This window comes from Huintestinicola sp. (genome assembly GCF_051882455.1).
Lineage (GTDB): Bacteria > Bacillota > Clostridia > Oscillospirales > Ruminococcaceae > Huintestinicola.
Genome location: NZ_JBJERV010000032.1, coordinates 76204 through 102442 on the forward strand (window position 1 = coordinate 76204; position 26239 = coordinate 102442).

Consider the following 26239-nt stretch of genomic DNA (forward strand, 5'->3'; position numbering starts at 1 on the left):
CTTACCGCCGAACGCACGGCGGTTTTCTTTTTTTGCATTGCCTATAATTCCAATGTATCCGACGGCGGAAGGCAATGTTCATTTCTGCACACATAATATGTGGTCCTGCCGTTAATAAGGGGATAATTTTTGCTTTCGGAGGTCACAGATATATTTGCAAGCAGCGGCAGCCGTTCTTTTAGCTCGGTCAGGTCAGTATTTTCCTTTGTAACGACAGTGATATGCGGGGGCGGAGCATCATATATCAGCTTTGCGGTCAGGAACATACTGTACCCCGACGGATACCTTTGCGCTTGAGCGGACATAAAGGCAAGCTGCTTTTTTGCAAGCTCGTTATACTCCTTCTTTTCCGTCAGCTGATATAGCCGCACAAGGTCATATGCCATAAGGGAATTGCCGCTCGGCAATGCGCCGTCGTAGGTTTCCTTCGGGTTCATAAAATGCTCGCTGCTGTGGACTTCACATAGGAAGATATAGGATTCATAAATAATCTTCCTATTGACTTTTTCTGATATTTGCAGTATAGTTATTACATAATCATAAAACGTGAAATTAAGAGCATTACGCAGAGGAATGAAAAAATGAAGCCATTAAAAGACAGCATTAGAAATGATCTGGCAAAGAAATTCGGATTTTCGCCTGAGGAGCTTGTTTTTCTCGCAGGCGGCAGAGAGGACAGCGACGGTATTGTTTTCACTGTAAATAAAGCCGATAAGAAGCAGGTATTCAAAATTTCACAGGCGGCTGATGAAATGCGGGCAAAAAATATTCTGAGATTTGCCGATTTCTTAGGGAACAGCGGAATTTATGTCGGCAGACCGCTAAAAAACCAAAACGGGAACATTTTCGAGACGGCAAAAGACGGGGATATTTTGTATTTAGCCACATTAATGGAATTTATAAACGGACGAAATCCCGATGCAAATGAACTAATAAATAATAAAAAGCTTGTCTATGAGTGGGGCAGGCTTACAGGCAAGCTGCATAAGGCTGCAAAGGCTTATCCCGTGTGGAAAAACTCCCGTGAGGACGATGAGCGGTTTGGTTTTGAAGCCGAAATAGATTCCTTTATTGAGATGTCACCGAATGATAATATCAGGGATAAGTGGCTTGATATGAAGAAAAAGCTCAAACAGCTCCCTATTGACAGGGACAGCTATGGATTTATCCATAACGATAATCATCAGATGAATATACTTACATCGGAAGAAGGCATTGCAGTTATTGATTTTGATTGTGCGGAATGTCATTTTTTTGCAAATGATATCCTTCTGCCGATACAGGGGCTTTTATTTGATGTGAGCGGCGGAATGATGAGTCCTATTACGGATATGGAGGTGCTGAAACGGTTTTATTCTTGTTTTCTGGAAGGCTATTTTACAGAAAACAGGATAGACGATCTCTGGCTCCGAAATCTCGGTATATTTCTTGAATATCGCAGACTGCTCATTTACACTGTAATGCAGGACTGGCTGTCAAATGATAAAGCGGCTGATGAGGCTTTTCTCAATATGATAGAAAATCCCTGCGAGCTTTGTATTGAAATATAACAATGAAAGAGCTTATCCTTGCTTTCAATCGGTGCTTCTCAATAATGTAAAATCGGATCACACAAGACTCTGAACCATCGCTGTCCAAAGGCGAAGAGGGTGGGCAGGCAAAAGCATATTTATCGGAATAAAATGATTTACAGCGTGCAAAAAGACTGATGCGGCATGGGAAATGTCCTTTGCCGCATCAGTCTTTTTATATTACACTATTATTTGTATGCTTCAAGCATTGCATCAAGGAGCTCGGGGTAGTGGATAGTTTTGGGGAGCCTGTATATCATACCGAAATTCTCGCTGCCGACCTTTGTACCGCCGTTGTCCCAGAGTACGCAGGGAATGCCGAGAGAAGCAGCCTTGCCGCAGTAATCCTTTGCCCATGCAACTCTGTCCTCAAGATTATCCTTGTTAGTCGCACCGAATTCACCGATTACTACGCCATAGCCGTTTTCGATGAACTTCTTGCTGAGGTTATCCATAAAGTTAAGCTCACCCGATTTAGAACCGTCCCATACCTTGTATCCCTTATCGTTCATAGCAAAATCATAAGGAGAATATGCATGAACGGAAACCATCAGTCTGTTCTCTGCGGTGTCAACAGGCATCTCAAAAGCAGCGTTGAGGGCATTCTGAGGTGCAGCAGCATTACTGGGGACCATAAGGAAACGTGTCTTGTTGTAACCCTCGCCTGCACGAACGGTATCAACAAATATCTGATTATACTTCACGATAGTCTTAATGGAAGCAACGCCTTCTGCATCGTTGTCCTGGAACCACCATTCCTTGTTGGTGCCTGTAAGTCTGGGCTCGTTCATAGACTCGAATATCAGTCTCTCGTCATAATCCTTGAAATTCTCGGATATCTGAGTCCATATTGATTTAAGATACTTCTCCCCTTCTGCGAATTTCTCCTCGGTGGGATAATAGTAGTCGCAGTCATGATGTGAATTGAGGATTATGTAAAGTCCGCTTTCAACCGCATAATCAACGACCTCATTGACGCGTGCCATCCATGCAGGGTCAATGGTGTAGTTTTCATCGGTGGTATGCTGCCCCCAGGAAACGGGGATCCTTATGGTAGTAAAGCCGGACTCCTTAACAAACCCTATAAGCTCCTTGGTAGTCTTAGGCTGACCCCACAGGGTTTCCGAATCAAGACTGCTGCTTGTAACAGCGTCAAGGGTGTTGCCCAGATTCCAGCCCAGCTTCATAGACTTTGCATAGTCAACAGCGTTGTCTGCTATAGCGATCTCGGGGAAGGTCACCTCGGATACAGCAGCATTTGTTACATCAGCTTCACCGTTATCGGCAGGCTTTTGGGCAGCCTTGCCGCAGCCTGTGAAAACTGCCGCTGTCATAGCAGCGGACATTATCATTGCAAGTATTTTTTTCATATAAGCACTCCTTAATTTCCTCAGTCTGAACCGTAGGAATATACTACCTATAGTATACCACAAGTGCGGTAAGATTGGTATAAATATTCAGTTCGTAAATTGTAAATATCTGTTTAAGTAAACGTTTAATATCCCTACAAACAGAACTGACTGCATAGATCATAATATCCTCATTTCCGATTTACAGTATTCGCAAACGGTCAGATCGCCGTCATTCGGAGCGCCGCAGTGGGGGCAGGTTATCAGGTATTTGCCGATAATATTATGGAATGCAGTTTTGTCCTTCCGGCAGAGTTCCTTATAATGCTCAATAGTTTTTTCAGCCCATAAGCGTTTTATTATTACGGCTTTAAGCGAGGACAGAATATAAATCAGGGCATACAGTCCTGCTGCGGCAAACTGGCTGTAAAAAATTATGTCATCAACGGTCATAAACACAGATGTTGTTTCGTCCATAGTGCTTTCAAAGAACGGGATAATCAGCTCGTAGGATATATTGAACAAGGCATTAACTATAAATACCATCAGGAGAATTATCCCCAAAGTTTTTTTCTCAATCAGGAAGGGCAGCTTTTGAACCTTATGAAGTTCTTTGACATATGGGTCATTCATATTAAGCTCAAAATCCCTGCCGGATACCCAAGTCCCGTTAAATATATATGTACCCGGCGGGACTTTCTTTTTCAGCGCCTTTTTGTATTCCGGGTGCCTGGTGTACTGCATTATCATTCATCTCTTTCGTGGCTAATGATCTCGATCGACTGCATTGTATCTTCGTCGGTATATCGCTCTAATACGGTATTGATTTGCGATTTACTATTAAAGTATATATCATCGAAGAAATAAAAGTGTTAACAAAAGATTAACATATACAAATCGCAGCAATTATAGAAAGCAAGACATTCACCGGCAGCTGCCGAAAGTCCTGCAAGACCTGTTACGACACCTGCCAGGAATCAAACATAACTCCATCGGATATTACGAAATAAATATCGTTTACTCCGCTTATTTTAGAATTGAATTTGTTATAAACAGTTGTCATATCACCGCAGTTAAATCCGAGGGAGGCAATAGGTTCACCCTCAATTCCGCCGATGTAAATATCCATTCTGCCCTTTCCCTTGACCTTTGCGGCGAAATACTCCGGAGATTTGCCGAGATCAACTCCCCGAACGCATATCCACGATGCCTTTCCGTCTCCGCTGCCGCTTATAACGGTCACTGCCTCCTCATTCTGCTCATATGAGATATTGGAGCAGGCTGCGATAGTTGTTGCCTTTACGGGCTGATACGGGTCGAGATCTTTTATCTGAGATACGCCTGCTTTGGTGGCTGAAACCTTTTCAATAGTGATCGTACCCTCGTCAACAATGGCTTCATTTACACACAGGCTTCTGAATCCGCCGCTTGTTCCGAGACTTTTCTGAGGAAACAGTGAATGATAGAAAAGATAATATTTTTCCCCATATTTCTGAAGATGTGTGTGATTATTGCTGTATTCAAGTCCTTGTTCACCGGGGTTTTTGAAATAATAGTCACGATATACCCAGCTTTCGGGGTCAAGAGGTGTTTTTGTTGTCATATATGCCATACTGCAGGTCGGAGGTGCAGAAACGCCCTTGATGTCCCATTTAAGGATATGCTTTTCCCAGTCGGTATTGTAGGTATATACATAAGTCCCGTTGATGAAATTAAGCTCGCCGGCTTCAAAATGAAATTTTGACGGTATTTTTGTTATCTTGCTGTCAAGGCTTATCATATCGCTGCCCAGCTTAACAATTCTTGCGCTGTCCGTTCCGCCGCCGAATGAAAGCCAGCCTGTACCCTTATCGTCAATGCATACGCCCGGGTCAAAGGGAATTTTGCAGCCTGCAAGACCGGGAGTATGTCCGTCAATGAGCGAGTGCCCCAGCGGGTCGCTCCAGGGACCTGTCGGAGATGTTGCGGTGATAACGCCTGTTCCCCAGCCGCTGTTTGAAAAGTACATATAAAAATGCGTCAGTCCGTCCTCTTCCTCACGGGAAACTATGGACGGTGCCCAGGAAGCAATTATCCAGGGGCATATCTCGCCCACATTTATGCGGCCGTGATAGGTATAATTCACCATATCGTCCGTTGAAAGCATTACAAGTGACTTTATATGCTCGTAGGTGTTTTCGCCGTCCGCTCCTACCACCTCATACTGCTGCTGATCGCAGGTGCCGTAGATATACAGCCTGCCGTTATATTCGATCGATGTTGGGTCGGCGCAGAATACATTTGAGATAATAGGATTTGTATTCTTCGGCTCCTTTGATCTTATTTCGCTGATATTTTCGATTTTTGCTCCTGCCGCTCCCGACATTACTGTCTTTCCTCCCAGAGAAAATGAATTTGCCTCTGCTTTGCCGCAGCCGCAAAGTGTAAATATAAGGGCTGCAGCCACAGATGCCGCCGCAATTTTTGCAAATGATCTTTTTATTTTCATAGCTGTTTTTCCCTTCTGTTTTATGATGCATTATTATGATATACATAGAAAAATTCCCCAAATTTATCATACCATAAAATTATAGCATAAAAAACCAAGCTCTGCAATCCGATTTTTATTTTCCCTTGATCAATAATTGCGCTGTGTCGCTTAATATTATCATCAAACCGCAAAAAATGAACATTGACACAGGATAATCAGCACAATTTTTCTTGAATAAAAAAGCTGTGTATGGTAGAATATCTGCAAAGAAATCATTTTTGTGCGGAGATGAAATTTATGATAAGAATAGCAGATACAGAAAACGGCAAGGTCAGGGGACTTCCCGCTGCCGACCCGAGGGTAACATCATTCAAGGGTATTCCCTTTGCTGCACCGCCGATCGGAGAAAACCGCTGGCGTGCGCCTCAGACCTGCAAAAATTGGGACGGTGTTCTTGATGCATATGCCTTTGCGCCTATCTCTATGCAGGACGTTCCCGGGCTTGGAACGGATATTTACTGCCGTGAATGGCACGTTGACCCCGAAATTCCTATGAGCGAGGACTGTCTTTATCTTAATGTCTGGACAAATGCAAAGAGCACAGATGAAAAGCTGCCTGTTCTTGTGTGGTTTTTCGGCGGCGGCTTTCAGTGGGGATATACCTCAGAAATGGAGTTTGACGGGGAACGTCTCGCAAGACAGGGAGTTGTGGTCGTGACCGTCAATTATCGCCTGGGCGCATTCGGATTTCTTGCTCACCCCGAGCTTTCAGCCGCTCAGCCCGACGCTCCCTGCAATTTCGGCAGCCTTGACCAGCAGGCAGGACTTCGCTGGGTCAAAAGAAATATTGATCATTTCGGCGGCGACCCCGATAATATTACCATTGCGGGTCAATCCGCGGGCGGCGGAAGTGTTCTTGCTCAGATGGCGTGCAAAGATAATGAGGGGGCTTTCAATAAAGCGGTAATTTTCAGCGGAATGTTCCGCAGTCCCTATGAACCTGATCCCATTTTTATTCCCCTTTCCCTTGAACGGGCAGGAAAGCTTGGCGAAGAATTTTTCGGCTTTATGGGCGTTTCTTCACTTGAAGAGGCAAGAAAGCTGGATGCTGAATTTATCAGAGATAAATATTCCGAGTTCAGAGGTGCAAAAAATGTTATGTTCTGCATTGTCCGGGACGATAAATTCTGCACGGGAGACGCTATGAAGGCATTCTATTCGGGAGAACGCATCAGAATTCCCGTTATGGCAGGAAATACGGGAGATGAATTTGTAGAGGGAATAAATGCCGAAAATATTGACGAGCTGAGAAATAAAGCCAAAAAATATTTCGGTGATAATGCGGATAAATTCCTTTCCTTTGACGAAGCGGTGAAAAAAACAGCCTGCGGATATGCAGCTGTCAGTCACCCCGAAATAGGTGTGAAATCGGCTTTTATCAGCGAAAGCAGACTTGAAGACCCTCGTGACTGCTATTATTACCGCTTCATACCCGATATTCCCGGCGATGACCACCCGGGAACATTCCATTCGGTTGATCTCTGGTTCTTTTTTGAGACTCTTGCAAAATGCACCCGACCCTATTCAGGCAGGCATTATGACCTTGCAAGACAGATGAGCAGCTACTTTACAAACTTCATCAAAACGGGAGACCCCAACGGCATGGACAACAACGGCGAGCCACTCCCCCATTGGGATAAATATACCCACAAAAACAGAGCCGAAATGCTCTTTAAATCGGACGGCGCAAAGCCCGCCGAAACCGAAAGCGAATTTGCTTCATTCCTGATAAACGAAATAGTCAGTAGAGAAAACGGAGGTATCACTAAATGAGTAAAAAACCTGCATTTAATCCATATCTGCCAAGCTGGGAGTATATTCCCGACGGCGAGCCTTATGTATTCGGGGACAGAGTTTATATCTACGGCTCACATGATTTTTATAATGGCTATGTTTTCTGTATGGGTGATTATTTGTGCTGGTCTGCGCCTGTTGACGATCTGGGAGACTGGCGGTGCGAGGGTGTTATTTACGGACGCTGCGATGACCTTATGAACAAGGAAGGAAAGATGTGTCTTTATGCCCCCGATGTGACTGTGGGACCCGACGGACGGTATTATCTTTACTATGTTCTTGACAAGGTTCCCGTTATGTCTGTGGCAGTATGCGACACACCTGCGGGCAGATATGAGTTTTACGGATATGTACATTATCCCGACGGAACAAGGCTTGGCGAACGTGAGGGCGACGAGCCCCAATTCGACCCGGGAGTTATCACCGAGGGGGAAAATACATATCTTTACAGCGGCTTCTGCGGAAAGGGTGACAGGAGCCGAACAGGCTCGAGAGCTGTTATCCTTGACAAGGATATGCTCACCGTCAAGACCGAGCCTGTAACCGTTATTCCCGGCTGCGAATACAGCAGCGGTACGGGCTTTGAGGGACATGCTTTTTTTGAGGCTTCGTCTATCCGCAAGGTGGATAACAAATATTATCTCATATATTCCTCCGAAGTCATGCACGAGCTTTGCTATGCTGTAAGCGACAGTCCCCTTGAGGGCTTTGAATACGGCGGGGTGCTTATCAGCAATACCGATCTGCACATTGACAGCTACAAGCCTGCCGAGCTGCCAATGGCAGCAGGTGCAAACAATCACGGCAGCATTATAGAGATAAACGGCGATTGGTACATTTTCTATCACCGCCACACAAACGGCACATGGTACAGCAGACAGGGCTGTGCGGAAAAGCTGGGGCTTAATGCTGACGGCTCATTCACTCAGGCGGAAATGACCTCCTGCGGACTTAACGGCGGTGCTCTTGAAGGAAAGGGCGAATATCCCGCATATCTTGCCTGCAACCTGTTCACCGAAAAGCACTCGTTATACATCGGCGAGGAGGGCGCTCCGAAAATCATGCAGGACGGCAGAGACGGTGATGAGGAAACAGGCTATATCGGAAATATCACCGATGGTGCAGCAGCAGGGTTTAAATTTTTTGACTGCAGGGGTGTGAGCAGGATATCCGTTACCACGAGGGGCTATGCTCAGGGAAAATATGAAGTGAGGACGAAATGGGACGGAGAGATCCTTGGGGAGATATGGGTGGAATTCAGCAATGTCTGGGAAACAAAGAGTGCTGATATCAGGCTTCCCGATGGCGTAAATGCAATTTATCTCACTTTCAGAGGGAGCGGTAATTCTATGCTAAAATCCTTTACTCTTGAGTAAAATGTATCGGTAAAATTTTCGTTCGGACGATATTACAAATTCGGATATAAAACAGCTGCCCGATTCCAAGCGGAACGGGCAGCTGTTTATGGATTTGCCTGAGCTGACGGGTGTACGGCTTGAGGCAAGGAAGGATAACACTTCGCTGTTTATCAACAATTTTCTTCTTTCCGCCGTACCGGCTCCAACCAATTTTTTACATTTTCATTATATCATACTATAGCATTATTTTCAAGATGATTTTACATAATACCCTTCCGAAAAGTGTTATTTATGGCGCAGTTCTTTCTTCCGGTTGATTTTTTTGTATGAATATGCTATAATACATAATTATAGATCACACGGCTGAGGAATTTTGAAGATAGCACAAATTCAGAAGAAAATAAATTATTACATCTCTATAATAGAACTATGTAAAGGAGAGATGTAATTATGGAAATAAAGGAAATCAACGAAAATAAGCTTCAAACAATTCTCCGGTTTTCCGTCCCAAGCATTATAGCGATGCTTTTGCAGACGGCGATTACAATAACCGACGGCTATTTTACTGGAAATTATGTGGGTGAAAATGCACTGGCTGCGATAAATCTTGGATTGCCAATACTGTATTTTTACCTTGGTGTCGGACTATGTGTAGGTGTGGGTGGTTCTGTGATATGCGGCAGACTGCTTGGGGCAAAGGATAAACAAAAGGCTTCCGAAGTGTTTTCGCAAACTGTTGTTACAGCCGCAGTTATATGCATACTAACATCACTTGCGGTATTTCTGCTGTTCTCCCCTATCCTGAAAGTACTGAGAGCGGACGGAGAACTGTCCGTTTACTTCACCGAGTATTACAGGATAATGCTTGTGAATTACCCGCTGATGGTTATAGGGACTATACTCGGAATGTTTATCCGTGCAGACGGAAAGCCTCAGGTGTGTATGCTTGTCAGTATCGTAAGCTGTGTTCTGAACGCTGTCCTTGATTACATCTTGGTCGGCAGATTAGCAATGGGTGTACAGGGAAGTGCTGTAGCTTCGCTCATTGTTCAGGTATTTGCAGTTATTGTGCAGCTTGGTTACTTTTTAAAACCGTCCATAAGCATAAGGTTCAGACGTTTCAGCTTTGACACGGCAGTGAATAAGGAAACATTTTTCAATGGTTCGTCTGAGTTTATCGGTGAGATGGCAAGCGCGATATCAATGTTTGCATTTAACTATGTGCTGATGAAATATGTGGGAACAGAAGGCGTTGCCGCATTTACGATACTTGGCTTTGCGGTTTACGGATACAGCATGATTGCCATTGGTTTCGGTCAGGGAATTACTCCACTTATAAGTATCTGCTGGGGTGCAAAGGAACAGAAAACTGCAATGGAGCTGCGGAGAATAACGAATAAAATATTGTTCATTATCGGTTTGATATTTGCAGTGTTCTTTTTTGTCTTTGGAAAGAGCTATGCAGGTGTGTTTGGCTGCAGCGGCAGTGTGGCAGATATGGTATCCGCAGGATTTCGGATCTACGCTGTAACATTTCTGTTCATGGGATATGATGTGATAAACTCCATGTATTTTACAAGCTGCGGTGATGCTTTGAGTTCGGCACTTATCTCATCTCTGAGAGGCATTGTTCTTCTCCTTGCATTCACATTCATCTTCCCTGCGATCTGGGGAATGACGGGAGTATGGCTGGCAGCTCCGACCACAGAGGTTTTAACAGCTGTCGTTTCGGCAGGCTTGATAATGAAACAAAAGAAAATGATCGAAAGCAGGTGATATGGAAGTGGAAGAGAAAGACAGCACTACGATAAGAAGTGCTGTTATCAACAAAGCAATAAGCTTTATCTTTGACAATATTGAGGAAGATATTACTGTAGATGATGTGGCGAAGCATTGCTGTTATTCGAAATATCATCTTATGCGAATGTTTAAAGAGGATACCGACGAGGCTCTGTATCAGTTTATCAAGCGTGTTCGTCTTGAAAGAAGCGCCTGGAGGCTCAAAGTCGAGAAGGATAAAAGCATTACGGAAATCGGCGTTGACTATGGGTATTCTTCCTCAAATTTTGCAACAGCATTCAAGAAGCATCTGAATGTATCTCCGGCAGATTTCAGAAAGAAAAGCGAGCAAATGGTACAGCAAAGCTCATTTTCACATGGAATATCAATTGACGAGCTGGAAGGGTCGGAAGATCTGATAACTGTGGAGCAGCTTGACAGTTATCCGGTCATATATGAGCGCAGGAAAGGCAATTATCATGATCTGCCGGAGGAATGGTGCAGGTTTATCAGAAAGTATGAGCATCTTTCCACAAAAGATACGCTTTATATTGAAGCTACCATTGACGACCCAACCATTACAGATGAAAACAGATGTATGTATGAACTGTGCCAGACAATTTCTCCCGATCACCCTGCCCTGAAAGAGGATAACAGTCTTTTAACGCACACTTTTGAAGGTGGAAAATATGCGGTCTACCACTTTAAGGGATTTCCGCAGTTTTTGTTTATGGTATATCAGGAGGTGTTCTGCAGATGGCTTTCAAAAACAGGAAATCAGCTTGATGACAGACCCATATTCGATATATACCGGAATGTGAGAGAGGACGGATACATGGAGATAGATATTTGTTTTCCACTGAAATGAATAACGTTTTGAATAATTACAAAAGCTCATACATATAAAAATGAATTCAAGGAAAGATAAAAAAATGCAGAAAAAGCTTAAAATTTTCAGTCGGATATGCTTCGGTATAGCAGTTGCTTCACTTATGATCGGGGCGTCCTTTCACGGGTACAGAATTCACCCCGAAAATGCGGCAAATTACAATATCGGCGTTGCTATGGGTATTATAATGATCACTGCGTTTGCAGTTTTTCTGTTGGCAGGGATCATTCTGACAATTATCGGGAAAAGGAAATAGGGTCCATATTTTGCAGAAGAAATATCTCTCTGTAATGCATCTTACCGTCCAAAAATGCAGCTTGCCCCAAAAAAGTTGAAATCAGTCCTGCTGTAAACTATACTTATATTATCATCAGAAAGGAAGAGGATAATATGGGTATGATAATTCTTACGGCTCTGATACTTCTGGAGCTGGCATTTATGATCCGGAACATTGCAGAAAGCGATCTTCACCGAAAAGAAAAAGCGGTAAGTGCCATTGCTATTTTTGTTATATTTGTGACGCTCTGCCTTACAGGCGTTGTGGATTGGGGCTTCAGATATTATATTTTCGGCTTTGCGCTGGCTATGCAGTCGGTAATTGCCGTAATAAGGCTCATTAAGCAGGATAAAACCGAAACGGCAGTCAAGGTCATCGGCAAGTCTGTGGGAAGATTTGTGGGCAAAACTATTCTCTACACAACAGCTCTATGTCTTGCTATAATTTGCCCTCAGTTTACCGAGCCGGAGCCTACGGGACAGTATAATGTGCTTGAGGCAAAATACACATGGACGGATGAGAGCCGTGCCGAAACCTTTACCCGGACAGGCGAAAACCGCAAAATAACCGTTCGTGTATGGTATCCCGAAAACTGCCACGAAAAAACTCCGCTGATACTTTTTTCTCACGGAGCATTCGGATTTTCAGGCTCAAACTACTCCACCTGCACCGAGCTTGCCTCCCGAGGCTATACGGTTGCGGGAATAGACCATACTTATCACGCGCTTTTCACTGCCGATACCGAAGGAAATATTACCATAGCGGATATGAAATTTATCAACACCGTAATGGAGCATAACGCCACAGATGACCCCGAAAAGGAATATACCGATAACAAGGAATGGCTTGACCTTAGAGTTAAGGATATTAACTTTGCCCTTGACACTATCATAGGTCTGTCCGAAAGCGGAGACCCTGTTTTCGCAAACACGGACACTGCAAAGATAGGCATTTTAGGTCATTCCTTAGGCGGAGCGGCGGCAGCTCAGACCGCAAGGAGCAGAAGCGACATTTCCGCCGTAATAAACCTTGACGGAACGCTTTCGGGCGATGAAACTGCATTTGAAAACGGTGCTTCTGTATTTACCGACGAACCTTTCCCCGTTCCCATGCTGGTGATCTACAGTCAGTATCTTTATGACTTAGCTGCCCAATACGAAAGTGAAGGGTATGAATATGTGAACTTCAATACCGAGAGAATTTCGGATAATGTGATATCCACCTGCTTTAAAAAATCGGGACATCTTAATTTCACCGACCTGCCGCTTTTCTCGCCGATGCTTGGAAAAGCACTGGGAAATATGGGTACGGGCGATATCGACAGCCTGTACTGTATAAACACAATGAACAAGCTTACGGGGGATTACTTTGACTATATTTTAAAGGACGGAGAGAAACCCAAAATTGAAAAGGAATACTAAAATATGAACGTTATCATCAGAAATGTGGACAGCAAGGAAAAGGAACAGGTAATAATCGAATGTATTGAAGTCACAGAGGAGGTGGAGCGTATCCGCCTCTTTGCGGAAAGCTCGGGACAGACCCTTAGCGGCAGTATTGACGGAAGGCTCTACAGTGTAAATATCGGGGATATTTACTACTTTGAGGCAGTGGACGAGCGGATATTCGCCTACTCCGAAAGCAAGGTTTTCGAAGTGAAGGGACGGCTGTACGAGATAGAGCGCAAGCTGTCGGAAAGCTCCTTTCTTCGCTGTTCAAAATCCACAGTAATAAACCTGATGAAAATAGAAAGCGTCAGCCCCGCACTTAACGGGCGTTTTACCGCTCATATGAAAAACGGGGAACGGGTAATAATATCAAGGCAGTATGTACCTGCGCTTAAAAAGGCGGTGCTAAAATGAATTTCAAGGAATTTCTTATAAAAAATGTAATGAACAGCTTTTTTATTTCTGTAACATTCATCTGCGTAGGAATGGCGATAGTCGGCAGCACTTTCGAGCCTGATAAACTTTTTTCCTACGGAGGATTTCTGGCTCCCATAATTTTCGGTATGGCGGCATCTTTTCCGTCGCTGGTGATGTATTCAAGGCACGAACTGACGGTCGGCGAGACGATCTTTCGCAAGATATTACATCTGCTTCTGCTGGAGCTTACCATAAACGGAATACTTTTCATTAACGGTGCACCGGTAAGTTTGTCCGTAACGATTTCACTGGCGGTAATGATTTTTGTCATAGATGTGGCAGTGAATATTGTAATGTACATCAATGACCTGCGCAGCGCAGAGCTTATAAATCGCGGGATACGTCAGATACAGTCCGAAAAAGAGAAAGAATAAATTCCGTTGTAAAATAAAGTGTGTTAAAACTTATTTAATTGTGGAGGTTATTTATATGAACAAAAATATTACAATTCGCCCGGAAGAGCATAAAGACTATAAAGATATTATTTCTTTGATTTTGCGTTCGTTTCAGGAAGGGACCGATTATTCCGACGGAACGGATATTATTGCATTGGTAGAAGAGATAAGGGATTCGGAATACTATATACCCGAATTGTCTTTTGTCGCAGAATTAGATAAAAAAATAGTAGGTCACTTTTTGTTTTCGAGATTTCCGTTATCTCCCACAAAAGATGGCGGACACGGCAATGCGGCAGATACGGAAATAGTAATGTTAGCGCCTGTATCTGTTCATGCGGATCATTTTCACCAAGGAATAGGGACCGCTATGCTGAATTTGGGAATTGAAAAAGTTAAGGAGATGGGCTTTAAGGGTATAACCGTTGAGGGGAATTTCCGCTTTTATAATCATGTAGGGTTCAGAACATCATCGGAATATAACATTTTTCCCACAAGCGGTATCCCGATGCAGGAACCAAGGTGCATGATGTGCCGGGAGACATATAAAGGCTCATTGGACGGCATACATGGGTTTATTGTTTATGATATGTATTTCAATGCATGATCAGATTTTATTGAGACGGTACAAGGTTTACCGCAAAAAATCGGATACCTGCAAAAAGTATTTTGCTTCCCGGATAATCGGGGTAAATTCCAAGCTCCGAATAGCCCATTTTTATCAAATGGTATGCCAGCGACCAGCCGGACGGGCGAGAGATATTGCTGACTGGCTTATAGGAAACAATCTGACCGTTGCCGCCACAAAGCGTTTCGGCGGATATAAGGAACTGCTGTCAGTAGGACGTGTTCAGACACCTACACTTGCACTTGTTGTTGAGCGTGAAAAGGAAATTCTCAATCATACAAAGTCGAAATTCTGGCGGATAATGGCAGGCTTTACGACTGTAAACGGTGATGTGTTTGAAGCCGAATACATTGAAGGCAAGATCACTAAGCTTGAGGATGCGGAGAAAAAGCTGTCCGAGTGCGGAAATGCCGATGGAATTGTGGCAGAGGTAAATACCAAGCACAAGAGCGAATCTGCTCCGCTGCTTTTCAATGCTACACAGCTGCAGATAGCAGCCAATAAAAAATTCGGCTGGGATTCGGACAAGACCACGAAGGTTATGCAGGACTTGTACGAACACAAGCTGATGACCTATCCCCGAACATCGTCCGAACATCTTACCGAAGCGATGATGTCCGAGGTTTCGGTGACTATCGGCAAGCTTATAAATATGCCCGAATATTCAAAATATGCGATCCCGAAGGACAGGTTGCAATGCTTCTCAAAAACGGCAGGACAGATGTGATAAAGGGTTTCAAGTCAAAGGCGGGCAAGGATTTTGACGCTGCGCTTGTTGTGAACAAGGAGACTCACAAAATTGATTTCGAGTTTGCAAGGCAGGAACCTATAGCGCCTCCGAGGGGAGGGTATTATCCCGATGATGCGGAGATTGAGTATTATGAGCCGGTCATTCCGGAGGAAATGAAATAGTATAGTTTTGAAAGGACGGTCATAAAAATGAACGATTTCGGCACATTCAGCTTGCTTTATCCCGATCACAATAACATCAGCATTTCAAAGCTTTCGGAAACCGCCTGTCACGATCTCGGGCTTGATAATATCTGCCGAAAGATTACCGACGATACAAAGGAACAGCGGCTGATAATGAATGTATTATCCGAAATGACCGCCGATCCCGATACAGCACTATACCGCCAGAAGATATTTGCGGATATTCTGCGGCTGCCTGAACTCAGAAAACGTATGACAGAGTTGTTTGACAAGGTTGAATTTATCCGCAATTTCGGGATTATGCACAAGGACTCGGACGAAAAGCTTGGGCTGTGGCACCTTATGCACAGGCTTGAAGATCTGAGCAATTACATAAAATGCGTGGAGGAAATGAGAGAATGTCTTGCCGAGGCAGATATAACCTCCGATGGACTGACCCGATTTAAAAATCATATTGATATGCTGTACAATGAAGCCTTCTTTGCGGAAATGAAAAAGGATATTGCTGCTTTGAAAATTACTGCTTCGGATATAAAAAGTGTGAACATCGGAATAAATGTAAATGAACGGTTTGAAGCAGTAAGTATGGGACTTGTTTCCATAAATGACAAGCCCTTCAAAAAATCGGGTATTATAAGCAATTTTGCCGATGCCATTTCCTTAAAGGATAAGATACAAAGCGGTACAGAGTGGAACGGTGATATGCATTACCATATGGTCGAGCAGGAAAAGGATAACGGTGCGTTTGTCTTTCTTGAGAAAACAGCTGCTGTTCAGGCTGCTCAGAACCCGCTTATGGACATAAGGACAAAATCAACTATCGTAAATATGCCCGAGGGTGACGGGGCAAATAATTCAACCTTCTATCTTGAAAATGTGCTGAATAAAATGCTTGATTCTCTGGTAAAAAAACTTCGTGACACCCTTACAAAATATGCGAATGTAGCAGTTGTGAACATTTCTCAGCTAATTCCCGAATTTGTGTATTATATCAGAACGGCTGAATTTGTGGAAAGCTGTATGGAAAAGGGCTTTCCGTTCTGCGAACCTCAGCTTTCGGGTAATGACAGCTGTTCAATGTGTGCAATGGGCTTTTATAATCTGAAGCTTGCAGTAAGCATTCCCGATAAAAATGACATCGTATATAACGATCTTATTTTTGATGATGAACATACAATTTATATTCTGACAGGCGCAAACAGAGGCGGCAAAACTACAGTTACGCAGGCTGTGGGGCTGATGTTTGTTCTGGCACAGGGAGGATTATTTGTACCTGCTTCGGAGTTTGTATATCGTCCTGCCGACTGCATATATACCCATTTCCCCGCCGATGAGGACAAGACGATGGATCTGGGAAGACTTGGTGAGGAGTGCATAAGGTTCAAGGAGATATACGGCAGCTGTACAAAAGACAGTCTGCTTTTGATGAATGAGACCTTCTCAACCACGTCCTTTGAGGAAGGTTACTTTATTGCTAAGGATTCTGTCCGGGCACTTTTAAAGAAGGAGGTCAGGACGATCTACAACACTCATATGCACAAGCTGGCTGCCGATACGAACGAGTTAAATAAGGCAGGCGGCAATGCAAAGGCTGCTTCGCTTATTGTAAAGAATGAGGGTAACAAGAGGTCATTTAAAATCGAGATTGCCCCGCCCGAGGGTATATCGTATGCTATGGATATTGCGGAGAAATATGGTGTTACTTATGATATGCTGGTGGGAGATTTGAAGTAAAAAACAGGCATTTTACACTTTATATGCCTTGCAGAAGTTATTTTCACACAAATGAAAAAAGCCCGTAAACTACGCTTGTACACGTAATTTACGGTTTTTTCTTCATTTATCACTATTATAGTATATACTTATTCTGTGGGTATTTGCGGATAATTGCTGTGATTTGGAATTCTTTTTTACGTTCTTTTTTGTTATTCCCACCACAAAAATATCCTGCCAAGTTCGGCGGTTCAAAGCTTGAATAGTGTCGTCACTCACCCTTGACAGGCGGCAAGCCTGCCTGCGGGTTCCTTCCTAACTCTTCAAGCTTTGCACTCGCCTCCTTTTGTCAGTCTATTTCTGTGTCTTGCTATAGTATCAATAATAATGGGAAATTTTTCAATGTTTATTCCATGCATAACATACCCCGCCATCGCCAATAATTTTAACAGATTATCGCAAAGGCGGGATTTTTTATGTACTATAACAAAGTCGATATCAGCGGCGTTGACACCTCGGGACTTACAGTCCTCAAAGAGTCAGAGAAAACAGAGCTTCTGAAAAAATGCCGCGCAGGAGACAAAAAAGCCCGCGAAAAGCTTATCAGCGGAAATCTTAGGCTGGTGCTCAGCGTTATCCAGAAATTTATGGGCAGAGGTGAAAATCCCGACGACCTTTTTCAAGTCGGCTGCATCGGGCTTATCAAAGCCATCGACAATTTCAATACCGAGCTTGATGTGAGATTTTCCACATATGCCGTTCCAATGACATACAGTAGTTGAAACCACGCAGAATCGAGGTTTTCACTATGTACATAACCAGACTCAGGGCTATTGATATTGCCATTTCGGCTATAAATCAGCTGCCCGATTCCAATGAGAACAGGCAGGCTGTCGAAAGGCTGTTAAACATAAAAAACGACTGCAAGGCAATTACCTGGACGAAAGAATCGGTGCGTCAGGCACTTGACGAATGGGCTAAGTCTCACGGGAGAAATCCCACCGTCACCGACCTCGTCGAGCCGAATATGCCAAAGGCTGTGACGATACAGAAGCTTTTTGATATGAAAGCAAGTGCGTTTTTGAATACATATTATACCACAGAAAAGAGAAAACCACAAAGCAGCAGATATTCTGTCCGTTCAAGGGAAGAATGGATAACGGATTTTATTTCGCAGTATAATTCTATTCGTCCCGTTTCGGCAAAGGAGTACAATGTTAAACGGGACAATGACAGTCCCACCTGGCTGACCGTTGCGAGATATCTTGGTGTGGCAACCTGGAAAGAGCTGCTTGAGGTGACGGGTGTGAAAAAAACTTCTTCCGAAAATGTATCGCATTTTACGGTTGAGCATACTTCTCCTGCTTATGAGAAGATAAGCAGGCTGCTTGAGAAACGCTGAGATGCATTAGTCGGAAACGGAGATTTTTATAATATCCTCATTTCCGATCTGCAGTATTCGCAAACAGTCAGATCGCCGTCATTAGGAGCGCCGCAGTGGGGGCAGGTTATCAGGTATTTTCCGATAATATTATCAAAAGCGTTCCTGTCCTTCTGACGGAGTTCCTTATAATGTTCAATAGTTTTTTCAGCCCAGGAACGCTTTATTATTACGGCTTTAAGTGAGGACAGAATATAGATCAGAGCATATATCACCGCTGCGGCAAACTGGCTGTAAAAGACTATGTCATCAACGGTTATAAACTGAGATGACATTTCGTCCATAGTGCTTTCAAAGAACGGAATAATCAGCTCGTAGGATATATTGAACAAGGCATTAACTATAAATACCATCAGGAGAATTATCCCCAAAGTTTTTTTCTCAATCAGGAAGGGCAGCTTCTGAGCCTTATGAAGCTCTTTGACAAACGGGTCATTCATATTAAGCTCAAAATCCCTACCTGATATCCACGTTCCGTTAAATATATATGTACCCGGCGGGATTTTCTTTTTCAGCGCCTTTTTGTATTCCGGATGCCTGGTGTACTGCATTATCATTCATCTCTTTCGTGGCTTATGGTCTCGATCGACTGCATTGTATTTTCGTCGGTATATCGCTCTAAAATGGTATTGCAATAAGGGCAGAACCTGTCGCCCTGTTCAACAGAAGCACCGCAGGAAGGGCAGACTTTGAGCGTGACCCTGTGTTCTCTCTCAGCTGCTTCTCTTTCGGCGTTAAGCTTTTCCTGAAGCTTATAATATTCGACAGCCTGCTTTGTTACTTCAAATTTGTATTTTGTCATCTTTCTGTTGTCAATTATGCTTTTAATTATAGGTATCAGGGCAACAAGATACTGACCCACATATAAGAAATCATCAATAAAGTCAAAAGCAACATCAGACATATCTATGCACTCAAACGGAATAATGAAAATTTCATATGGAAGATTTATCAGAGCGAACACAAACAGAAAGAAAGCTCCGGTAATTGCCATTGACATAGAAAGATAATGGATAACAGGAGGCTCTTTTTCTCTGATATGAGTATCCACTGTATCCTTGATGTATGGATATTTGTATGAATATGAAAAGCCGCCTGTTTCGTCATCATACCAAAGGGTCTCATATTCTCCCGTAGTATGCGCAGGTTTGGTTTTATACTGCTGGTCAGCCTTATACCCCTCGGGAGACGGAGCTGCACCTCCTCCGCTGTAGCTATGATAGCTGCTTCTGCTGCGTGAACGGCTGTGGCTATGTGAACTGCTTCTGTGACTGCTTCTATGGCTGCTGCTGCGATGATGGCTGCCCGAATGACGGCTTCCGTGGTGTCTGCCCATTTTATTTTCCCCCTTTATTAAAAGATCAACTTTTACACGGTTTGATACAAAACATCGTAAAATTCGCAAATCAAAGAATATTCTCGGGCTTCACCATTCTGCCTGTCCAGCCCATATCCGAAGCCCATTCCTTCATATATGACTTTTCTTCCTTGTCGGACCCGTTTATGGTCTGAAGGAATTCGCAGTATCCGCCGATACCGCCTACATCGTCCATAAGCGGCAGACCATCAGCCATTATGCATATGGGGCGGCGTTTTGATCTTACGGCGGAAAGCTTTGCGGATATTTCTTCAGAAGCAGGCTTGCCTTTGCTGCCTATAAATCCGTTTCCGGTGTGTTCAAATATATCGGTGCAGGTAATTTCAATTTCCCAGCCGTCACCGTAATCGTAGGAATACAGAAGCTTGTCAGACAGAGGAATAACCGTCTTGTCTGTTTTGCTGCACAGATCGTCGAATAACTGATCTGTTTCGGAGCATAACGACCTCAATTCCAAAGCTCTTTTGGAACTAAAATATTTTTCCTGCTTTTCCGACAGCTCGTCTATTTTGTCAAACTGCTCCATAATACGTTTATATAGAAAGAAATTTTCATTGTAAACAGTCTCGCTTGAGTCTATTTTCAACTCCGCAATGCTGCATTTTTTCACCGAAATAATATCCTCCACAGGAAGCCTTTCGAGAAGCTCTGTCATACTTCCTTCAAGTGATCTGTGAACCTCGTCAAGAGTCGCATCAGCCAGCTTCATCACTTTAGGCTTCGCATCTGAGCTGAGAAATTCCTCAAAGCTTGGCATAACGGTTATTTCCTTGTTGCTTGCGGTAAAATCTCTTGCCATATTCTGAGCGCACATGAAATGCTCGCAGAAGCCTCTGTAAATATATGGCGCAGTATATTTGCTCCTGAACCACGCTTTCGGGTCAATGGTACCGTCATAATCATCGTCCCAAAAATGATCGCTCATTTCATCATCGGGAAAACGGAAATACACTCCGCACAAATCAAGCCACCTGTTAAAATCATTTTTCGTAAGCTCTTCAAAAAGCTCCCTGTCATAGGAAAAGCTGTGCAAATGACTGTTTCGCCAGCCGAACAGCTTCTGAATTGCATAATGAAGATTGTGAAGAGGCATCTTGGAAGAAACAAGAATATCACGGCTCAGGCTTTTGGTTACCTTTCCGTATTTTTTTAGGATATTCAGTTCTTTCCTTTCGGGCTTAGGGGATATTTCAAGGTGAAGCTGCATTATTTTATCGTTCATTTTTTTACGCTCCTATTTTTACAAAGACTGATTATTCATTCCGCAGCACTTCTTATATTTCTTACCGCTGCCGCAGGGACAAGGCTCATTTCGACCGATTTTCTTCTTTTTCGCAGGAGGATTTTTTATCATCTGAGACAGGGCAAATTCATTAAACAGACCTCTCATTTTATTTAAGCTGCGGTTAAATTCCTTGGATTTTTCTGAACGTTCCTTTTCATGAGCTTCATCAAGCTCGATCTCAGAAACAAAGCAAGAATCAGATTCAAAGCCGTATTCTTCACGCAGCTTTTCTGCTTCTATAGGAGTATAGCCGTTATTTGCAGGCATTCTTGTATTATTGTTCATAGCAATATAGTAGGGCACGATCTTATTAGTCTGCTCAAAGGTAATGTTTAATGAACCGAATCGCTGAATAGCGTTCAGGAAATCATCAAAGCTGTGTTCCTCCATATGAAGACCGAAAATAGCATCAAACACCAGTTCCTCCGCTTCATCACCGCTAAGCTTGAATTCAGCCTTCATAAAATCAATGAAGGCATAATAATGCTCGTCCTTTTCGAACTCGGTATCCTTTGTGTATTTTTCAAGCTCTTCCTTTGCAGGAATATACCAGGGCTTTCCTTCTTTCAGCTTCATCAGTTTTTCATATATATCTTCAAACTGAACAAAGGATTCCTGGGATATCAGACGATCCATAGGTTCGGAAGCAGGGTCGGTGCAGTCAATGTAATACTCTTCCTTGCCGAAAATGTAAAAATGCTCCTTCTGCTCATATCGGATATATTCGCAAAGATCAAGGAAAGCCTCCTCCGAAATATCCTCACCGTAATTCTCTGTCAGAATTTCATATGCTTTTTTCACAGGAATTATGCCGTAAAAATTCACCATTGCATACAGCATTTTCCTTAGATAACCGATCTTTTCTTCGGATATTGTGAGAAGTGCTTTCTGATGAAGTTTGTCAAGCTCAGTACCCGATAATTTCTGAGGAAATTCACTCATAACTCTTTTCTCCTTTGTATTTTTCTGAAAAGACTCCATTGTTTCGCTGTTTATCAACAATCGATATACATTCCGAATTGTACAGCTCACAATTTATCTCTATTATATCATACAATACCAATATTTTCAAGGCTTTACAAATAAACTTTCAATCAGATTACGAGCATTTTATTTCATTGGGCTTCTAAAATATGCATATTTTTGCATAGACAATACCCGAAAATATGCATAAATCAATTTTTTGAATATCCTATTTTATGCATAGCTCTTGATTTTGTGTACATAATATGTTACCGCTGAACGCTTATGAAAAAGATAACGAGTTCAAGCTGTACATCAATGATACGGGACTTCTGCTGGCAATGTTCGGCTTTGCCACAAAGCAGGCACTTTTAAACGGCAATCTGAAAGGCTTTGCCAAGGGCGGAATATACGAGAATTTTGTTGCCGAAACTCTTATAAAGAACGGCTACACCCTTCACTACTACAAGCCCGATGATAACTCGGAGCTTGAATTTATAATCGAAAAAAGCGGTGAAGTGATACCTATTGAGGTCAAGGCAGGCAATACTGCTACCAAGTCACTTAATTCGTTTATTGAAAATTTCTCGCCGTCTGTTGCATTCAAGCTTATAAGCGGCAATATGGGAGAAAGCGATTCCAAGGTCACTCTGCCGCATTATCTGACAATGTTTATATGATATGTAATGCCCCCTCAAACGGCTTGAAAAAGCTGTCTGAGGGGGCATAAACAGTCTTTGGACACTTCGGTTTTACAGCATTGAATTTACAAAAGCAGAAAAAATAGCTCTGCTTGATTCATCTGTCAGATAGGAAAATTCCGGGTGCCATTGTACTGCCCACAGAAAATGATGTTCGGGCATACAGACGGCTTCTGTAAGTCCGTCCTCAGAAACTGCCATTTCCACAAGCCCCGCGGCCAGAGCTTTGATTGCCTGAATAGGGATTCATCGCCTAATAAGAATATCATATCAGGCATATGGTGTCGATCGTTTTATCATGAGAGCTATCCATTAACGATTTTTCTGCATTTTTCCCCTTGACAAAATCCTTTAAGTGATATAATATGTAATTAAATAAAAAATTACATACCGAGGTGATGGGAATGGCAACGGACTACAGAAAGCTGTGTATAGAATTATTCGGAACAGATGATGTGAATACACTTAAAAAAATTGCAGAGAAATCAAAACCGGGAAGGAAGAAGAAATTTACCGAAAAAGAGGCTGGCCAGATACTGAAGCTGTACAGCGGAGGGATGACTATCAAGCAGATAGCCGAGAAATACGGTACATCAAGGCAGATAATAAGCAAATATATCAACAAGCCTATCCATAAGGGCTGTTCTATGCGTATGACATATATGTATAAAAAATCTCCCTGCACCGAGATAGACATTGATTTTCTGGAAAAGAAGATATATATTCAAAATAAAACAGACGATATCCTTCACAGAGCCTTCGGCATTAACGAATCTCCCGAATGGGAGGATTTTGAAGCTTTTTTAGAGGACAGATGTCCGCCGAGAACAAGAGGAAATATCAAAAGTCTGCTCAGAAGTATGAATATCGACAGCTATGACCCGCTCAGCATTATTGAATACACCAAAGGAAAATGTGTTGATGACAATATGTGGATAAAGATACGTTATTGCAAGTAAAGGCAGAGGAAAATGTTCATTATAATAAAACCAATCTTAAAATATAGTGAAGGTTTTCACTGTATCGAAATCCATATTAAGAAACAGCTTGATTTTCATATATAAAATACAAGAACAAAACCTCTTCTCGGTAAAAAAACCGGGAAGAGGTCAAGTCCAACTTTACTATAAAAAGCTAAATAATATGGAGAGAAAACCACGATAGATCACACGGAGATGCAAGGGTCTTTATCTCCGTAACTCTATTTTATCATAACATATTGGAAAATCAAAACATATTGGCTTGTTTATTTCAACAAATGTTTTTGTAAATATTTGTTGAAAATGATAAAAGTGCCTTTTGCGAACATAAAAAAGAGAGGTTCATTGTTTCGATTTTAATCTGCGTTTATTCAACGTAAAATATTTAGGAGGAATTATTATGAAAGTATATAAAATTGAATGCTGTGAGGGCTATAGAGTGCCATTTTACTCGGACTACAATTCGTTGAGTATTTTGGATGCGGGTAAAATGCTGTGGAAAGAAGAACTTGATTTCAATGGCGGTTTGCCTTTTAAATTTGATTTTTGTCATTATGAACATAAGAAAAAGGGAAAAATATTGGGTGATTTTATGCATACCAATTTAACAGAACTATGGGTAGTAAATGAGAAATCGAAAATAATTATACAACAGAAATACGGTGAATTTATATGGTTTTTTCCCTTGGAGAGTACAGATGAGCAAGGTAATAAGTATTATTCTTTTTTACCGTCTAAATACATAGAAGGTCTTGATGTTGAACGATTAGAATTTGATGAGGATCATAATCATATTCAATTATTTGACGGGATATATAATATAAGTGATATTTCTAAGTACTGTTTTAAAGATTTTGTAAAGGATTATCCTATTTTTCGGATTAAACAATCAGGGTTTGATCAAAATAAAGGCAGAGCGATAACTATATGCGAACCATTCGACATATTTGCTCTTGACGAATTTGTTCAGTTTGTTAAGGAGAATAATCTGACAGGGTTTAATTTTCAAAAGGTATATGATGATGAATCGGATATTGCCTATGAAAAACTACCTTCTGTGCCTTCCGCCCCTGTCACAGGAAATCAGCAGAAAATAAAAAAGACACATTACACAGGAAAATATAAGATACCATTTAGACATGAAAACGGGATATATAAGCTAAGTAGCATTGAAGTACCCGAGGGGGACGGCTTTATCTTTGAACTTGACGGCAACTGTATATTAAGCAGAAATAACGATTATACGGTGTACGACATCGGTGACTGCAACGTCCCTAAATGCACCGAGATAACATATTGGGACGGTAAATTATTTTCGGTATACATAAATACCGAAAAAGGTAAGCTGCCGATTTATCTGACCTTTGATTTTTCCGGAGGCAAAGAACCGGAGACACTCGGACAGGCAATAAACGAATGTATCGAAGTGTGCTGCAATGACTTTATAAATTCGCTTGAAAAAGCAGAAAAACCGCTGTGCCCGGTGGCTGTGGAATACTACTATGATGGTGAGCAAATGAGTATAAATCTACAGGATGAAAACAGCAGGATATACAATGTGGGAGCAGTTGCCCGTCATATGGTCAGGTGTATATGTATCTGTGCAGGAGAGCAGTGTCTAAACAATAATAATATGAACTATGAAACATTTGAGAGAATACTGAACGGTTTATATAACAGGCTGTTGGAAGAAATACCGAAGCAGTTTGATGTGACAAATGATTTTAAACTGTACGAACCGGAGATGTATGACTAAAAATTATTCATAGTAAAACTGATATAATAAATAATTCGGCTTTTAGAGTTTGCGGAATCAGGTAATCCCTTAAAGCTGCATTTTATACCTGTAACGTATTGTGGGTTACGTGTATAAAATAACGCAAATATAAAATATCAAGTCTGCACTGCAAAATCACTGCCTAACCTTAAGCTTGTTAGTATTTCTCTCTCCGGCAATTTTCTCAATAAGTGACCCGGCGATCATATCGTTAACGGTTTTGGTCAGCTTTGATGTTATACCTTTGTATCCCAAAGCCAAAGAGAGTTCTGTCAGCGTAAGCGGCTTATTTTTCAGTGCTTCAATGATCTTTTTTTCATATCAGGTATTGCCATGGCTATCACCTCGATATTTATATTTACCCCACGAACGATTTTGTCGAGCGACTCGACGAATTTTCATCGAGTCACTCGACAAAAATATGCATTATTTTCTTTTTGTCGAGTTTGTTTTCAAAAATATGCATAAAAAGGTTATTACCAAATGATCCTGAGATTTTTGTTTGAGGCAGATAAGTAAAAATCTTCTTCAAACAGTTGTCTGGCCAGCTGAAGGTTATCTTTTCCAAGAAAT

General features: G+C 42.3%; 26 protein-coding genes and 1 pseudogene. 18 read left to right on the forward strand and 9 right to left on the reverse strand.

Annotation, left to right across the window (positions count from 1 at the left end; all coding sequences use genetic code 11):
* Positions 1-41: 41 nt before the first annotated feature.
* Positions 42-437: a hypothetical protein gene (locus tag ACI4J0_RS04460; protein ID WP_439764610.1), complete on the reverse strand. Its 396-nt coding sequence runs from the start codon at positions 435-437 to the stop codon at positions 42-44.
* Between the two features lie 144 nt (positions 438-581).
* Between ACI4J0_RS04460 and ACI4J0_RS04465 the strand changes: the two genes are divergently transcribed.
* A complete protein-coding gene (locus tag ACI4J0_RS04465) occupies positions 582-1550 on the forward strand; it encodes a phosphotransferase enzyme family protein (protein WP_439764611.1) in 969 nt (322 codons plus the stop codon).
* 209 nt (positions 1551-1759) lie between these two features.
* Here the strand turns inward: ACI4J0_RS04465 and ACI4J0_RS04470 are convergent, their stop codons facing one another.
* From ACI4J0_RS04470 to ACI4J0_RS04480, 3 genes are all read right to left on the reverse strand, one after another.
* Positions 1760-2941, reverse strand: coding sequence for a glycoside hydrolase family 5 protein (locus ACI4J0_RS04470; protein WP_439764612.1), 1182 nt, complete (start codon positions 2939-2941; stop codon positions 1760-1762).
* A 159-nt stretch (positions 2942-3100) separates the two neighbouring features.
* Complete coding sequence (locus tag ACI4J0_RS04475) at positions 3101-3466, reverse strand: hypothetical protein (protein WP_439764613.1); 366 nt, start codon at positions 3464-3466, stop codon at positions 3101-3103.
* Between the two features lie 412 nt (positions 3467-3878).
* Positions 3879-5408 (reverse strand): glycoside hydrolase family 43 protein, encoded by a 1530-nt coding sequence (locus ACI4J0_RS04480; RefSeq protein WP_439764614.1) that lies wholly within the window; start codon positions 5406-5408, stop codon positions 3879-3881.
* Between the two features lie 279 nt (positions 5409-5687).
* Between ACI4J0_RS04480 and ACI4J0_RS04485 the strand changes: the two genes are divergently transcribed.
* The 14 genes and pseudogenes from ACI4J0_RS04485 to ACI4J0_RS04550 all read left to right on the forward strand — a co-directional run bounded on the left by ACI4J0_RS04485 (position 5688) and on the right by ACI4J0_RS04550 (position 18543).
* Positions 5688-7223 (forward strand): carboxylesterase/lipase family protein, encoded by a 1536-nt coding sequence (locus tag ACI4J0_RS04485; RefSeq protein ID WP_439764615.1) that lies wholly within the window; start codon positions 5688-5690, stop codon positions 7221-7223.
* A complete protein-coding gene (locus ACI4J0_RS04490; RefSeq protein WP_439764616.1) occupies positions 7220-8620 on the forward strand; it encodes a family 43 glycosylhydrolase in 1401 nt (466 codons plus the stop codon). The genes ACI4J0_RS04485 and ACI4J0_RS04490 overlap by 4 nt, the downstream gene beginning before the upstream one ends.
* A gap of 432 nt (positions 8621-9052) precedes the next feature.
* Positions 9053-10378 carry an MATE family efflux transporter gene (locus ACI4J0_RS04495; RefSeq protein WP_439764617.1) on the forward strand — a complete coding sequence of 442 codons (1326 nt, stop codon included), beginning with the start codon at positions 9053-9055 and terminating at the stop codon, positions 10376-10378.
* Position 10379: 1 nt separating this feature from the next.
* Entirely contained in the window at positions 10380-11249 is an 870-nt protein-coding gene (locus ACI4J0_RS04500) for an AraC family transcriptional regulator (protein ID WP_439764618.1), read from the forward strand.
* Between the two features lie 64 nt (positions 11250-11313).
* Positions 11314-11526 (forward strand): hypothetical protein, encoded by a 213-nt coding sequence (locus tag ACI4J0_RS04505; protein WP_439764619.1) that lies wholly within the window; start codon positions 11314-11316, stop codon positions 11524-11526.
* Between the two features lie 134 nt (positions 11527-11660).
* Positions 11661-12968, forward strand: a complete 1308-nt coding sequence (locus ACI4J0_RS04510; protein WP_439764620.1) for an alpha/beta hydrolase family protein — start codon at positions 11661-11663, stop codon at positions 12966-12968.
* Positions 12969-12971: 3 nt separating this feature from the next.
* On the forward strand, positions 12972-13409 hold the full coding sequence (locus ACI4J0_RS04515; protein WP_439764621.1) for a LytTR family DNA-binding domain-containing protein: 438 nt from the start codon (positions 12972-12974) through the stop codon (positions 13407-13409).
* Positions 13406-13846: a hypothetical protein gene (locus ACI4J0_RS04520; RefSeq protein WP_439764622.1), complete on the forward strand. Its 441-nt coding sequence runs from the start codon at positions 13406-13408 to the stop codon at positions 13844-13846. The genes ACI4J0_RS04515 and ACI4J0_RS04520 overlap by 4 nt, the downstream gene beginning before the upstream one ends.
* 55 nt (positions 13847-13901) lie before the next feature.
* Positions 13902-14474, forward strand: a complete 573-nt coding sequence (locus tag ACI4J0_RS04525) for a GNAT family N-acetyltransferase (protein WP_439764623.1) — start codon at positions 13902-13904, stop codon at positions 14472-14474.
* Positions 14467-15222 (forward strand): DNA topoisomerase, encoded by a 756-nt coding sequence (locus tag ACI4J0_RS04530; protein ID WP_439764624.1) that lies wholly within the window; start codon positions 14467-14469, stop codon positions 15220-15222. The genes ACI4J0_RS04525 and ACI4J0_RS04530 overlap by 8 nt, the downstream gene beginning before the upstream one ends.
* A complete protein-coding gene (locus ACI4J0_RS04535) occupies positions 15192-15407 on the forward strand; it encodes a topoisomerase C-terminal repeat-containing protein (RefSeq protein WP_439764625.1) in 216 nt (71 codons plus the stop codon). Before ACI4J0_RS04530 ends, ACI4J0_RS04535 begins: the two co-directional genes overlap by 31 nt.
* Positions 15408-15434: 27 nt before the next feature.
* Positions 15435-17162: a MutS-related protein gene (locus ACI4J0_RS04540; protein WP_439764626.1), complete on the forward strand. Its 1728-nt coding sequence runs from the start codon at positions 15435-15437 to the stop codon at positions 17160-17162.
* A 455-nt stretch (positions 17163-17617) separates the two neighbouring features.
* Positions 17618-17908 (forward strand): annotated as a pseudogene (locus ACI4J0_RS04545) (sigma-70 family RNA polymerase sigma factor); the annotation flags it as partial.
* 41 nt (positions 17909-17949) lie between these two features.
* Positions 17950-18543, forward strand: coding sequence for a hypothetical protein (locus ACI4J0_RS04550; protein WP_439764627.1), 594 nt, complete (start codon positions 17950-17952; stop codon positions 18541-18543).
* Between the two features lie 26 nt (positions 18544-18569).
* On the opposite strand, the gene ACI4J0_RS04555 is transcribed toward ACI4J0_RS04550, so the two are convergent.
* From ACI4J0_RS04555 to ACI4J0_RS04570, 4 genes are all read right to left on the reverse strand, one after another.
* Positions 18570-19022 (reverse strand): hypothetical protein, encoded by a 453-nt coding sequence (locus ACI4J0_RS04555; RefSeq protein ID WP_439764628.1) that lies wholly within the window; start codon positions 19020-19022, stop codon positions 18570-18572.
* 113 nt (positions 19023-19135) lie between these two features.
* Positions 19136-19918: a zinc ribbon domain-containing protein gene (locus ACI4J0_RS04560; protein WP_439764629.1), complete on the reverse strand. Its 783-nt coding sequence runs from the start codon at positions 19916-19918 to the stop codon at positions 19136-19138.
* A gap of 70 nt (positions 19919-19988) precedes the next feature.
* Positions 19989-21182: an IS1096 element passenger TnpR family protein gene (locus ACI4J0_RS04565; RefSeq protein ID WP_439764630.1), complete on the reverse strand. Its 1194-nt coding sequence runs from the start codon at positions 21180-21182 to the stop codon at positions 19989-19991.
* An 18-nt stretch (positions 21183-21200) separates the two neighbouring features.
* On the reverse strand, positions 21201-22187 hold the full coding sequence (locus ACI4J0_RS04570; protein WP_439764631.1) for a YecA family protein: 987 nt from the start codon (positions 22185-22187) through the stop codon (positions 21201-21203).
* 287 nt (positions 22188-22474) lie between these two features.
* Here ACI4J0_RS04570 and ACI4J0_RS04575 point away from each other — a divergent pair, with 287 nt between their 5' ends.
* On the forward strand, positions 22475-22888 hold the full coding sequence (locus ACI4J0_RS04575) for a DUF4143 domain-containing protein (RefSeq protein WP_439764632.1): 414 nt from the start codon (positions 22475-22477) through the stop codon (positions 22886-22888).
* Between the two features lie 72 nt (positions 22889-22960).
* Here the strand turns inward: ACI4J0_RS04575 and ACI4J0_RS04580 are convergent, their stop codons facing one another.
* Positions 22961-23155 (reverse strand): gamma-glutamyl-gamma-aminobutyrate hydrolase family protein, encoded by a 195-nt coding sequence (locus ACI4J0_RS04580; RefSeq protein ID WP_439764636.1) that lies wholly within the window; start codon positions 23153-23155, stop codon positions 22961-22963.
* A 158-nt stretch (positions 23156-23313) separates the two neighbouring features.
* On the opposite strand from ACI4J0_RS04580, the gene ACI4J0_RS04585 reads away from it, so the two are divergent.
* Complete coding sequence (locus ACI4J0_RS04585; protein WP_439764633.1) at positions 23314-23868, forward strand: helix-turn-helix domain-containing protein; 555 nt, start codon at positions 23314-23316, stop codon at positions 23866-23868.
* 421 nt (positions 23869-24289) lie between these two features.
* Positions 24290-25645, forward strand: coding sequence for a hypothetical protein (locus tag ACI4J0_RS04590; RefSeq protein ID WP_439764634.1), 1356 nt, complete (start codon positions 24290-24292; stop codon positions 25643-25645).
* Positions 25646-26239: the final 594 nt, after the last annotated feature.